Genomic DNA, 12,993 nt, shown 5'->3' on the forward strand with positions numbered 1-12,993 from the left:
GTCTCCTTCACCGACCGAGCCGGGCTTTCGTCACGACTTCTTCGGGGGTCAGGGCACTGGGAGGGTGGTGACTCAGGCACATGGGGGAGTTGACCCGCCGGAACGGTTCGCCTTCGGTCACCAGGTAGAACTCGCCGGCGCTGAGCCGCGAAATGTCCATCACCGAACTGCCACGCTGCGCGGCCATCTCCTTCGCCGCGGCGACTTGTACCGGGCTGTTGATGAACCCGAAGTACTGCGTCGCAGTGTTGCCAACGATGCGATTGTGGATGCCCTTGGGGGCTTGCGTTGCAAAGACCAGACCAAGCCCGTACTTGCGCGCTTGGGAGACCAGCGCCAACGTGCTCGCCGTACAGGGCGTCATCGCACCCGACGGTGCGAGTGTCTGTGCTTCGTCCATAACGAGCAGGCCGCTCAGGGGACGATCACCGGCGGGATTGTTTTTGATCCAGGCGAACAACGCCATTTGCAACTGGTTGACGAATCCCTGCCGTTGATGCTCGCCCGGTAACCCCACGAGGCTGATGACCGAAATCCGCGCTCGTTTGCCGGGCGTCGGCGTGAGCAGTGTGGCCGGGTCGAATGCGGTGCCGCGGCCGCCGAAGAGCGGGTCGTTGATCACCGCAGCGCGCAGCGTCTCGGCCAGTTCCGTGGCCACAGTGCCTGCTCGCAAGAACGACGTAATACCTTCGGGCAGGTCTCCCAGCAAGTCCAGGAACGCATCGAGGCCACCGCCACCACGGTGGGCAAACTCCGTGAGGACCTCACGCAGAAGCGCCTGCGCGCGGTCCGCCTTGGCCGTGGCACCGGCCACCCGGGCACGTGGTGCCAGTGCAGCGACAGCGGTTTCGAGGGCTTGCCCGAACTCGTCGGGGTCGTCGACCAGCGCGGCGAGATCCGGGAGCGGCTGGAAGCTCAGCGGGCGGCCGCCCTCGACCCGTGGTGTCCACACCACTACCTCGGTGTCACGCAGATAGCGGTCAGCTCGAGTCGCGTCGCCGGGCCGCCAGCCGGGTGGCGGTACCGGCCAGCGGTCACCCAGCCGGGCGAGGTCGTTGTTGGGATCCAGCACGATCGACGACACGCCCTGCAGCGCACACTCTTCAATCAACCGGCGCAGCAGAACAGTCTTGCCGGAGCCGGAACCGGCGAACACCGCGGTGTGCTTGCGCAGCGAAAGCAGGGAACTGCGCACGTCGGTCCCGTCCTCCGTCGTGCCGAGCGGAAGCGTCGGCACACCGTCCGGCTCGAGGCCGGCAGGCGAAGCCGAATCCGGATCGGCGGGCGGCCAGCTGAGGAGGGGTTGGACCGGATCCGACGGTGGCTCGGGTACCGGCCCGGCTCCGCCGACCGAGGGACCGGGAGCTCCGAACACGGCCCGGAACAGCGCGGTGCTGCCCGCCGGCGTCCGGGCTCGCAGCCACATGTCGAATTGGGGGTCCATGGCGTTGCGCAGCTGCGTCAACGCCGCGAAAACCTTGAGATCCTGAGGCGAGACGCCGTCGATCAGGACGCCGCCCGCCTTGCGGAAGTCGGCGAGCCGCTTGCCTGCCTTCAGCGTGCCGGTGGGCCAGTCGCCGGTCCGCAGTATGTATGCCTGCCGGTGCGGGAAGGTCGGGTCGAGACCGGCACTGTCTTGGACCCGTTTCACCATTCGCTGTGACGACGCTGCACTCGAAGTGGCGATGGCTCGGAAGCTCCAGCTCCGTTCGGCCTCGCCATCCTCTGCAGACAGCCGTAGCTGGGCGTGGAACCACGGATTCCCGCCCGGCCGGGGAGCGACTTCGAAGGGGCCGGACCGCTCGATCGCGTAGCAGTTCAATGCCCCTTCGAGGATTTCACCCATCCGGCTGTTTTCAGTCTCCGGATTCAGCGCATCGCGGATATCGACGGTGGCGACCAGGGTGGCGAACTTCTCGTCCAGCACTGACAGAGCCGACGGCGCAGGCACTGCGGGGGCGGGTTCGGCCCGCTCCCACAGAGCAGCCATCTCATGCAGTTCTCCGGAGTCCAGGCAACTCTGCACGTGCTGGCGGACCGCTTGGAGCAGCTGCCGGGCGTTGAACCGGCTCACCTCGGTGAAGGCTTCCGGAAGCACTGGCCACGTGGGATAGGGCGGTCGGAAGCCCGCTTTCTCGTAGCGTGGAGCGAACCAAGCGGCGACGAGGGCGCGGCCGATCTCCGGTGTGGGGATTCGCCCCAATCGGACCTCCGGTTGCTCGAACCGGTCGAGTGCCGAACCGATGGCGAAGCGGCGGATCAGTTCCCACGAGTGAGGTTGACACGCCACTACCGTCGCGGTGCGTGCGGTGGTGTCCCGAAGATCCATCAAGCCGATCATGAACTGGTCGAGCGCGCTCCTCGTTTCCGGTTCGACGGTGCCTGTTTGCTGGGCCAACCGGCCGGTCAGCTCGTCGATCTGATCGATGGTGAGCAGGGTGGGCCCGGTCAGTGCGAGCAGCCGGGAGATGGCTCGGACCCGCTGTCTTGCCGGCCTCACCGTTGGCAGGATGCCCCATTGGATGCGTTCACCGGGAACGGATTCGTCGTCGCCGGTCAGATAGCTGTCAGCAACGTCGCGAGCTCGGGAATCGCCTGCTCCCGAAAGAATCAGAGCGCGGGCGGCGTGTCTGCTTTCCGGGCCCCAGCGAGGTGCGACGAGTTCCAGCCGATCGATGATTTCGTCGAGAACCGGTTTGGTCAGCGTGCCGCGGTTCGTGAGTCGTTGCTCCTGTTCCGGCGAGAGTTCCAGCCTCTTGACCAGAAGATCCAGCCACCTGGCGAGCTGGCTGCGCCCGTCGGGGCCCGGCTGGCGGAGCCCTTCGAGGTAGGTTTTCGCGATGCCGGTCCAGAAGTCACTGATGTGCACACCTACGGGAAAGAAGTAGCCGCGACGGCAAACTTCCTGGTAGGCGGAGCCGAGCACATGTGTTTTCCCGGAGCCGTGCTCGCCAACCACCGCAACGCTCAGCGGGCTGCTTCCGGAACTTGTTGCAGCGTCGTCGAACGCGGCCATGATCGCCCGCAGTGCGTGTTCGTTCAGCTCGGGTACGTGCGTGCCGGATGGTTGCCAGACATCTTCCGAACTCGCTGCCCAGTCGAAACGCAGGTGCTGCAGAGCGCGGCGGACATCTTCGTCCATGCCGCCCTCAGCTCTGTTCGATGGCTAGCAGATGTTTCTCCTGATTGCCGATGCGAATCGCAGCCTTCCGCTCCGCATCGGACAAGCTCTTCTGGTTGACTTCTGCGATCAAGTGAACCTCCGGGCGTAGGTCGAGGCGCAGAAGGGCCTCATCGACGATTTCCCGAGGCAGCTCGAGCCTTTTGCGAAGCAGGCCAAGTCGCACCCAGCTGCCCGGTGCGTCGGCCAGGCTCTGGTAAGCAGAGCGGATTTCGATATCGGCTTCAGGTTCCGGCGTGGTCGCTTCGTCGTTCGCCAGAACCACGTCGGCCAGCGTGACCTTGATCGTCGTGAGGTACCGCTCGAGCAGGTTGACGACGGGGTAGAGCACGCGATAACCCCGATCTGCTCCCGTTGGGGCGGCAGAACGCAGTTCCTCGCGGCATGCGGCCCAGCCGGCTTCGGTGAGCTCGTGCAGGTTGCTGCGCCGCGGCCCGGGGGTGACTTTGATGTATCCGCGGGACACCAGCTCTTCCCGTTCGGATTTCTTGATTCCGAGACGGAACTCTTCGCGAATCCGTGAGTTCGGAACGGCCTCGCCGAGTGTCATCAGGACCAGCAGAGCGGATCGCGCGGGAAGGCTGAGCGGTGCCATGCGATTCACCTTAGTGACGTCGACTGTGGGGACCACGCCTTTCCCTCGACCGGAGCAGCGACCGCAGTCTCGCCTTCCCCGATCTTCGATCGTCGAATCGCAAGATCGCTTACACTCGGTATTCGACGGATTGGGGAGGCAGTGCGGAGTGCGACCGGCGAGACAAGGGCAGAAGTGGCAACCGGCGGAGGATGACCAGCTCCTGACGGAGCTTCGGAGCGGCGATCGGCTGGAGGACATCGCCGCGCAGCACCAGCGGTCACCGGGGGCGATCTGCGCTCGCATCGAGCGCGTACTGGTACCGGAGAGCGTGTTCACCAGTGATGCAGCAATGCTCGACTGGGCGAGGTCGGTAGTGCGTTCGCCGCAGTTCGTGCGCTCGGAGATTCGCCGTCCGACGCGGACGACGAAGGACGTTGAAGAGCTGTTCCGGACGCCTGGGATCCTCTCCGCGCGTCGACGAGCCGTGCTCGAGCTCCACGCCCTGATCACGGCCGAAACGGGGAAGGCGGCGGAAGCGCCGTCCGGCGGCGAACTCGACGTCCTCGCGGGCTTCGACGACGACCACCTGGCGCAGGCTGGCCGTGCGGTGCTTCGACGGCGAGGCGGACTTGATCCCGCCGACTGGGTGCTCGAATGCGATTGCGCGGGCATAGCCGAACTCTGGATCACCGCCGAGCAGATCAGAACCGGCGACGAAGAGGCCGGACGCTCCGGCGCCCGGCTGGTGCGAGCGGGACTGGCCAGGCTTTGGCAGCGCAACCGCGAGATCCTGCTCATGCGGCTCGGCCTGACGGGGAACACGACGACCATGGAGGGGATCGCGCAGCAGTTCGGGCTGAGCCGGGAGCGGATCCGCCAGATCCAGAAACGGGAAGTCGACCGGGCCCTGATTTCGACCGGTGCGGGTGTACGTCGTGGCTGGCACGAGGCTCGCGACCGGCTGTGTGCGACCTTGGCCCCGGATCGGGGCGCTCTCGATCCCGCGTTGGTCCTGGCTTTCGTCGAGCTCGCGATGCCGCGGGCCCCGCGCGAGGTGGCTGTGACGCTGGTAGGCCGCCTGTGCGGAGGCAAGGCAGCGAGCTGCCGTGACCTGCTGGCCGCCGTCGAGACTTGTCATCGCGAGCGGGAGCAGCGAACCCTGCTGATGGCTCAGGACGAGCAGCTGAAGGCGCGGGCGAGCGAGCAACGCAGCCGGCGGACGGCGAAGGTCTTGCAGTTAATCGGCACCGCTGAGTGGCCTCCGAGCACCTTCGATCCGGCAGGTGGCGCGCCGACACCGGTGCGCTCGCCCGTGCAGCGGCCTCGGCGGAGCAAACCTTGCGTTTGGTGGGCGCCGCGGCTCGGCCGTGAGGTCATCTGCGAATCGAAGGCGGAGCTTCATGTCATCCAGCTGCTCGACGCGGCCGACGACTTGGTCCTGACCTACTGCGAGCAGCCCACCAGGCTGTCTTACGTGTTGTACGGGGTGCGCCACGACTACTACCCTGACCTCCTCGTGGATCTCCGCGACGGGCGGCGGTTGCTGGTCGAGGTCAAGGGCGGGATCGACGACTTCGCTCTGGCCGAGAACGTCGCCAAGTTCACTGCCGCCCGTGACTACTGCCAACAGCTGGGGTGGGGATTCACCGCCATCACCGAACGGATGGCTTGTCCGGCGGATCTGGCGAGCAGAGAGGTCGATACCCGCGCCGAACAGGCTCTGCGGGACCATCTCGCCGGGGGTCCGATCGATCGGTCCCGGCTCGAACCGTTGCTCGACCGGCTTGAACTCAACCTCACGGACGTGGCGGCTCTTGCCCTGCGGAACGGCTGGTTCTTGCACCGCTCGCCGTTTCGCTTGTCGGACACGCCCTTGGCGGGCGGAGCTGGTTGGGGGACGGCTCCCTGAAGCGGGGGCTTTCGGCTGCGCTGCGTAATCGGTCTGGACCAGTTGAGTGCCGTCTTCCGGCATTGGTCTTGACCACTGGCCACGCTCCGTGGTGCCGCTTCCCTAATTGGTCTGGACCACGTAACGTTTGCGCAAACGGCGCAAACACCGCCCTGGTCCCCACCGGCGGTGCTGGTGGCCGCCGTCCTGCACCTGGCTCAAAGGAGAGCGATGTCCAGAAAGAGATGGCACCTCCTCGGTCTCTTCACCGCGGTCGGCGCGATCGCGGTCGGCCTCGTCACCGTGCCGGCGAGCGCCGCCGGTGGCGTTGGCGCAACCTTCGGCAAGGGCTCCGACTGGGGCACCGGGTACGAGGGCAAGTACACGATCAGCAACGGCTCCGGCGCGACGCTGCCGAGCTGGACCGTCGAGTTCGACCTGCCGTCCGGTGCGAAGATCGCGTCGCTGTGGGACGGCAGCTACACCGCGTCCGGCCAGCACGTCACCGTCAAGAACACCTGGAACGGCAACGTCGGCAACGGCGGTAGCGCGAGCTTCGGCTTCAACGTCAGCTACTCCGGCACCTACTCGGCCCCGGCGAACTGCAAGCTGAACGGCGGTTCCTGCGACGCCGGCGGCGGCAACCCGACGACCACCCCGACGACGCCGACGCAGCCGACCACCACCCCGACCACGACCACCACCCCGCCGACGACCACCACGCCGCCGCAGCAGGGCGGGCTGAAGAACGTGGGCTACTTCGTGCAGTGGGGCGTCTACGGGCGCAACTACCACGTCAAGAACATCGAGACGTCGGGCTCGGCGAGCAAGCTGACGCACATCAACTACGCGTTCGGCAACGTCAAGAACGGCCAGTGCACGGCGAACGACGACCCGTACGCCGACTACCAGAAGACCTACGACGCCGCGGGCAGCGTCGACGGCGTCGCCGACACCTGGGACCAGCCGGTGGCCGGCAACTTCAACCAGCTGCGCAAGCTCAAGAAGCTGCACCCGGGCCTCAAGGTGATCTGGTCGTTCGGCGGCTGGACCTACTCGGGCGGCTTCGGCCAGGCTTCGCAGAACGCGGCCGCGTTCGCGCAGTCCTGCTACAACCTGCTCAAGGACCCGCGCTGGGCAGACATCTGGGACGGCATCGACATCGACTGGGAGTACCCCAACGCGTGCGGCCTTTCCTGTGACACCAGCGGTGCCGCGGCCTACAAGAACCTGATGGCCGCGCTGCGGGCGAAGTTCGGCTCGTCGTTCCTGGTCACCTCGGCGATCACGGCGGACGGCAGCAACGGCGGCAAGCTCGACGTCGCCGACTACGGCGGCGCCGCGCAGTACGTCGACTGGTACAACGTGATGACCTACGACTACTTCGGCGCCTGGGCGGCGCAGGGCCCGACCGCTCCGCACTCGCCGCTGACCAGCTTCAACGGCATTCCGACGCCGGGCTTCTACTCCGACGCGGCCATCCAGAAGCTCAAGAGCAAGGGCGTCCCGGCGAGCAAGCTGTTGCTGGGCATCGGGTTCTACGGCCGCGGCTGGACCGGCGTCACGCAGAGCACGCCGGGTGGCACCGCGACCGGCGCCGCGCCGGGCACGTACGAGGCGGGCATCGAGGACTACAAGGTCCTCAAGAACACCTGCCCGTCGACCGGCACGTTCGCCGGCACCGCGTACGCCAAGTGCGGCAGCAACTGGTGGAGCTACGACACCCCGGCGACCATCGGCGGGAAGATGTCCTACGCCAAGCAACAGGGTCTCGGCGGCGCCTTCTTCTGGGAGCTGACCGGCGACACCACCGGCGGCGAGCTCATCACCGCGATGAAGAACGGCCTGTCGTGAGGCGCCGGTGGTTGCCCGCACTCGGGCTGGCGGCCGCGGCCGCCACGATCGGCGCGATGTTCGTGATCGCCCCGGCCAGCGCGGCCGGCGGGGTCTCGGCGACCTTCACCAAGGGCTCCGACTGGGGCACCGGGTACGAGGGCAAGTACACGATCGCCAACGGCTCGGGCTCGACGTTGCCGAGCTGGACCGTGGAGTTCGACCTGCCCAGCGGCGCGAAGATCTCGTCGCTGTGGGACGGCAGCTACACGGCGTCGGGGCAGCACGTCACGGTGAAGAACACGTGGAACGGCAACGTCGCCAACGGCGGTAGCGCGAGCTTCGGGTTCAACGTGACGTACTCCGGTTCGTACGCCGCGCCGTCGAACTGCAAGCTCAACGGTGGGTCGTGTGCGGCCGGGGGGACATCCCCGACAACAACACCGCCCACTACGCCGCCTGTGACGACGACCCCGCCGACGACGACCACGCCGCCCCCGCCGGGTGGCCGTGGCGCGCCGTACCTGTACCTGGGCTGGGGCAGCCCGCCGAACCCGCAGACGGTGATGAACGCGACCGGGATCAAGTGGTTCACCATGGCGTTCATCAACGCCTCCGGTGGCTGCAACCCGGCGTGGGACGGCAGCCGTCCGCTCGCGGGCAGCGCGGACGCGAACGCGATCGCGCAGATCAAGGCGGCGGGCGGCCAGATCGTCCCGTCGTTCGGCGGCTGGAGCGGTAACAAGCTCGGCCCGAACTGCTCGACCCCGCAGGCGCTGGCCGGTGCCTACCAGCAGGTGATCAACGCCTACGGGCTCAAGGCGATCGACATCGACATCGAGAACTCCGACGAGTTCGAGAACGAGGCCGTGCAGGACCGCATCCTGAACGCGCTGAAGATCGTCAAGCAGAACAACCCGGGTATCCAGACGATCCTGACGTTCGGCACGTCGACGACCGGCCCGAACTACTACGGGAACCGGCTCATCGACCAGTCGAAGGCCCTTGGCGCCAACGTGGACGTGTTCACGATCATGCCGTTCGACTTCGGCGGCGGCGCGAACATGTACCAGAGCACGGTGAACGCGGCGAACGGCTTGCGCGACAAGCTGAAGTCGACGTTCGGGTGGTCCGACGCCACGGCGTACGCCCACCTCGGCATCTCGGGCATGAACGGCCTGTCCGACCAGCAGGAGCTGACCGATCTCTCGACCTGGACCCAGATCACGAACTGGTCCAAGACGAACAAGATCGCCCGCCTGGCGTTCTGGTCGGTCAACCGCGACCGGGGCTGCCCCGGCGGCGGCGTCCAGGCGGCGTGCAGCGGCATCGCCCAGAACGACTGGGACTTCACGAAGGTGACAGCGGGCTTCTGACGCTGTTGTGAACAGCGGCCTCCTTGCCTGCTCCCCGGGCCGGCAAGGAGGCCGTTCACAACATCTTGACGGCGTCACCGATCGCTTGGTCCAAAATGGACACACCGAGCGAGATCTCCTCTTCGGACGCCGTCAGCGGCGGCGCGATCCGGAACACCCCGCCCATCCCGGGCAGCTGCACGATGTTCATGTGCAGCCCGAGTTCGAGGCACCGCTGCGTGACGCGCGCGCCGAGCTCGTCCGAACTCCGCTTGGTCTCCCGGTCCACCACCAGCTCCACCCCGGCCAGCAGCCCACGGCCGCGGATGTCGCCGACCACCTCGTGGCGGGCGGCGATCTCCTCCAGGCCTTTCCGGAGCAGCGCACCGAGGTGAAGAGCCCGCTCGTCGAGGCGGTCGCGGGTCAGCACGTCCAGCACCGTGTTGCCGACCGCGGCCGGGAGCGGGTCCGACACGTGCGTCGTGAAGAACAGGAACCCCCGGTCGTGGGCCTCCTGCTCGATCGCCGCGCTGGTCAGCACCGCGGCCAGCGGCAGGCCCGCGCCGAGCGTCTTGGACAGCGTGAGGATGTCGGGGACGACGCCGTCGCGCTCGAACGCGTACCAGTTCCCGGTGCGGCACAACCCCGTCTGGGCCTCGTCGAGGATGAGCAGCATCCCGCGCTCGCGGCACTTTTCGGCCAGCGCGGCGAAGTAGCCGGGCGGTGGCTCGATGATGCCGCCCGAACTCAAGATCGGCTCGACCAGGCACGCGGCCAGGCTGCCGACGGACTGCGCGTCGATCATCTCGAAGCCGAAGTCCAGCTGACGGCGCCAATCGAGCTCGCCGGACGCGTCGGTGAAGTCGGGCCGGTACGCGTTGGGCGCGGGGATGGCGAAGTTGCCGGGCGCGGCCGGGCCGTAGCCGCGGCGGCCCGCGCTGTACGTCGCGCTCGCCGCCGCCTGCGTCATGCCGTGCCACGACCGCGCGAACGAGACGATCTCGTGCTTGCCGGTGACGAGCTTGGCCATCCGGACGGCCGCCTCGTTCGACTCGGCGCCGGTGGTCAGCAGCAGCGCCTTCTCCAGCGGCGCCGGCAGCGTCTCGGCCAGCCGCCGGGCCAGGTCGACGACCGGGCGGCTGAGCATGCCGCTGAACAGGTGGTCGAGCTTCCCGGCCTGCCGCCGGACGGTCTCGACGATCTCCGGGTGCGCGTGCCCGAGGATCGCGCTCATCTGGCCGGACGTGAAGTCGAGGATCCGGCGGCCGTCTTCGGTGAAGACGAAACTGCCTTCGGCGTGGTCGATGATCTCGCGGGTGAAGGCGCCGCCGTAACGCACGAGGTGCCGGTCGACGTCGGCCCAGAAGGATTCAGCCATGGCGTCGACGGTAAGTCCGCGGCGAGCGACACGTCCATCTCACAATTCCGGCTTCCGTGTTCGGTTTTGCCGAACAACAATGGCGGCATGCTGAACCCGTGGCGCCTGCGGCTGCTGAGCAGGCTCGACACCCTGGGCACGGTCCGCGCGGTGGCGCAGGACGCCAACCTGAGCGCGTCCAGCGTGTCCCAGCAGCTCGCCGTGCTCGAAGCGGAAACCCGCACCCAGCTGCTGGAACGCACCGGCCGCCGGGTTCGCCTCACCCCGGCCGGGCTGATGCTGGCCCGCCGGGCGCGGGTGCTCCTCGACCACATGGAGACGGTCGAGGCGGAGCTGCGCAGCCTCGGCGAGGAACCGGCGGGCCTGGTCCGGCTGGGGGCGTTCCAAAGCGCGATCCACACCCTCGCGGTCCCGGCGGTTTCCCGGCTGGCGCACCCGCACCTCGAGGTCCAGCTGCTGGAGCTGGAGCCCCACGAGAGCATCCCGGCCCTGCGCGGCGGTGACGCCGACGTCATCATCACCACGACCGACTTCGTCGAGCTCCCGCTGGGCCCCGACCTCGACATCGTCCCGCTGGCGACGGACCCGATCGTGCTGGTGACGCCGCCGGAGGCACCTCGCGGCCCGGCGGTCCTGTCGGCCTACGCGGACGCGCCGTGGGCCCTGGACATGCCGCAGTCGTACATGGCGAACCTGACGCTGCGCCTGTGCCGCGAATCGGGCTTCGAGCCACGGGTGGTCTGCCGCTTCAGCAACTACCTGATGACGCTCCAGCACGTCGAGGCCGGCCTGTCGATCGCACTGCTGCCGGGCCTGGCGGTGGACAGCCGCTACCGCGTCGCGACCAGGGAACTGGCCACCCCGGTGACCCGCACGATCGCGGCGGTGGTCCGCCGCGGAACGCCGCCGCGCGCGGGCGTGAACGTCGTCCTCGACGCGCTGAGGCAGCCGCCGGACCTGCCGGAGTGGCTCAGACTTCGGTCTTCTCCTTGACCGGCAGCTCCGGGCTCGCGCCCCACGCCAGTTCGGTGACCACGCGCACCGCGGCCGGAACCGCCGCCCGGACCGCCGCGGACAGCCCGATCCCGCCGGCGACGCACGCCGGTTCGCAGCTCAGGACCAGGACACGGCCCGCGTCGCCGCCCAGGAGCAGGAGGAGGCGGACGACCGCGTCGCCGTGCAGGTCGTGCGTGTCGGTGGCCGAAGTCAGGGAGAGCGTGCCCGGCGGCGAGCCGTGCGGGGTGGCTTCCAGGAGGATCGTCGTGTCGTAGCCGCCGGTCAGGTCGTACGCCAGGTGGGCGGCGGCGATGTCGTAGTCGGCGATCTGCACCCAAGGGGGCAGGCCCGCCCGGTCCAGTTCCCGGAGCACTTCGACGCCGAAGCCGTCATCGCTCAGGAAGATGTTGCCGATGCCCGCTACCAGGACTCGTGGCCTCATTGCGCGACCTCCAGGGGGTGCGCCCCAAGGCTAATTCTGTGAACTGGATCACACAATAGGCTGCGACATTCGGGGCTTCGCCCCGAGCCGGGGGCTTCGCCACCCGGACCCCCGCAAGACGGTCAGTGCTGGTGCTCCCGCTCGTCCTGCACGGTCTCGGCTCTCGCCAGCCACAACTCGGCCTCGTGCGCGGCCCCCCGCGCCCGCAGCATGCGCGCCAGGCTGAGCATGCCCTGGACGTCCTCGACCTCGGCGGCCCGGCGGAACCACTGCTCGGCCTGCGCGAGGTCCTCGCGGTGCTCGGCGAGGTGACCGAGGTTGGTGAGCGCGGGGACACTGCCGTGCTCGGCGGCCTTGCGGTACCAGGCGGCGGCTTCGCCCACGTCGCCGCGGTTGCGGGCCAGCACGCCCAGGTTGGTCATCGCCGCCGGGTCGCCGCGCTCGGCCGCCTCCAGGTACCAGGTTTCCGCCTCTTCGACGTCGCCGCGGCGGTGCAGCAGCAGCCCGAGGCGGATGATCGCCTCGACGTGACCGCCGCTCGCGCCCCGGCGGTACCACGATTCGGCGTCGCCCGGCCGGCCGAGCCGTTCGGCCTGCCTGCCGAGCCGGCAGGTGGCCGCGAGGTCGCCGGCCTGCACGGCGGACCGCCACCAGCGAGCCGCTTCCGCCGCCTGGCCGCGGTCGCGCAGCACGGTGCCCAGATCGATCATCGCGCCGGTGAAGCCCGCCTCGGCGGCCTGCCGCAGCCACGATTCGGCCTCTTCGCCCTTCCCCGCTTCCCGCAGCAGGCGGCCCAGCGCCGCCATCGAGGCCAGGTCGCCGGTGCCGGCCGCCTCGCCGTACCAGTGGCGGGCGTCTTCGTGCTTGCCGCGCCGCTCGTAGGACTTGGCGAGGTGCTGCATCCCGTGCGGCTCGCCGGCCAGCGCCGCCTCGTGGTACCAGCGCTCGGCCTCGTCCCGCTCGCCGCGTTCGGCGAGGAGGTGGGCCAGCGCCGTCATCGAGACGCGGTCGCCGCCCATGGCGGCCTTGCGGTACCAGGACTCGGCCTCGGACAGCTCTCCCCGCTCGCGCATCACCAGGCCCATCCGGGCCATGGCGACGACGTTGCCGCCCTCGGCGGCTTTGCGCTGGAAGAACTCGTCGAACTTCTTGAGCCGGCCGGGCATCGGCTGCTCCCTCCGGATCGGTCCTGCTCCGGTAGTCGCAGAAGATCGGCTCCCTGTGACAGCTACGCCGTGGGTGGGCGACGTCACATTCGCGCCAGGTCGTCGTGTCGGCGCGGTTGTCCCGCACCGGCAGAGGTGACACTACGCCGCGCGACGGCGCAGGTGAGAGGAGAAATC

At 68.5% G+C, this 12,993-nt stretch carries 9 protein-coding genes; 4 read left to right on the forward strand and 5 right to left on the reverse strand.

Going from position 1 to position 12,993, the window contains the following annotated elements; translation table 11 throughout:
• Positions 1 to 7 precede the first annotated feature (7 nt).
• A complete protein-coding gene (locus ACLJQE_RS06260) occupies positions 8 to 3,142 on the reverse strand; it encodes an AAA family ATPase (RefSeq protein WP_410638004.1) in 3,135 nt (1,044 codons plus the stop codon).
• Positions 3,143 to 3,149: 7 nt separating this feature from the next.
• The gene (locus ACLJQE_RS06265; protein WP_410638005.1) at positions 3,150 to 3,776 is read right to left on the reverse strand and encodes a hypothetical protein; all 627 of its coding nucleotides are present in this window, start codon (positions 3,774 to 3,776) and stop codon (positions 3,150 to 3,152) included.
• 148 nt (positions 3,777 to 3,924) lie between these two features.
• On the opposite strand from ACLJQE_RS06265, the gene ACLJQE_RS06270 reads away from it, so the two are divergent.
• The 3 genes from ACLJQE_RS06270 (at position 3,925) to ACLJQE_RS06280 (ending at position 8,855) form a co-directional block, all read left to right on the forward strand.
• On the forward strand, positions 3,925 to 5,667 hold the full coding sequence (locus ACLJQE_RS06270; protein WP_410638006.1) for a TnsA endonuclease N-terminal domain-containing protein: 1,743 nt from the start codon (positions 3,925 to 3,927) through the stop codon (positions 5,665 to 5,667).
• 210 nt (positions 5,668 to 5,877) lie between these two features.
• Positions 5,878 to 7,500 carry a glycosyl hydrolase family 18 protein gene (locus ACLJQE_RS06275; RefSeq protein WP_410638008.1) on the forward strand — a complete coding sequence of 541 codons (1,623 nt, stop codon included), beginning with the start codon at positions 5,878 to 5,880 and terminating at the stop codon, positions 7,498 to 7,500.
• Positions 7,497 to 8,855 (forward strand): cellulose binding domain-containing protein, encoded by a 1,359-nt coding sequence (locus ACLJQE_RS06280; protein ID WP_410638010.1) that lies wholly within the window; start codon positions 7,497 to 7,499, stop codon positions 8,853 to 8,855. Before ACLJQE_RS06275 ends, ACLJQE_RS06280 begins: the two co-directional genes overlap by 4 nt.
• A 55-nt stretch (positions 8,856 to 8,910) precedes the next feature.
• Here ACLJQE_RS06280 and ACLJQE_RS06285 read toward each other — a convergent pair whose 3' ends face one another.
• Entirely contained in the window at positions 8,911 to 10,212 is a 1,302-nt protein-coding gene (locus ACLJQE_RS06285; RefSeq protein WP_410638011.1) for an aspartate aminotransferase family protein, read from the reverse strand.
• Positions 10,213 to 10,299: 87 nt separating this feature from the next.
• Here ACLJQE_RS06285 and ACLJQE_RS06290 point away from each other — a divergent pair, with 87 nt between their 5' ends.
• A complete protein-coding gene (locus ACLJQE_RS06290) occupies positions 10,300 to 11,205 on the forward strand; it encodes a LysR family transcriptional regulator (RefSeq protein ID WP_410638013.1) in 906 nt (301 codons plus the stop codon).
• On the opposite strand, the gene ACLJQE_RS06295 is transcribed toward ACLJQE_RS06290, so the two are convergent.
• Both ACLJQE_RS06295 and ACLJQE_RS06300 read right to left on the reverse strand, forming a co-directional pair.
• Positions 11,183 to 11,650 (reverse strand): hydrogenase maturation protease, encoded by a 468-nt coding sequence (locus ACLJQE_RS06295; protein ID WP_410638015.1) that lies wholly within the window; start codon positions 11,648 to 11,650, stop codon positions 11,183 to 11,185. The two genes, ACLJQE_RS06290 and ACLJQE_RS06295, sit on opposite strands and share 23 nt — an antisense overlap.
• A 122-nt stretch (positions 11,651 to 11,772) precedes the next feature.
• Positions 11,773 to 12,816: a tetratricopeptide repeat protein gene (locus ACLJQE_RS06300; protein WP_410638016.1), complete on the reverse strand. Its 1,044-nt coding sequence runs from the start codon at positions 12,814 to 12,816 to the stop codon at positions 11,773 to 11,775.
• Positions 12,817 to 12,993 lie beyond the last annotated feature (177 nt).

It is taken from the genome of Amycolatopsis sp. lyj-346, assembly GCF_046548975.1.
Taxonomy (GTDB): Bacteria; Actinomycetota; Actinomycetes; order Mycobacteriales; family Pseudonocardiaceae; genus Amycolatopsis.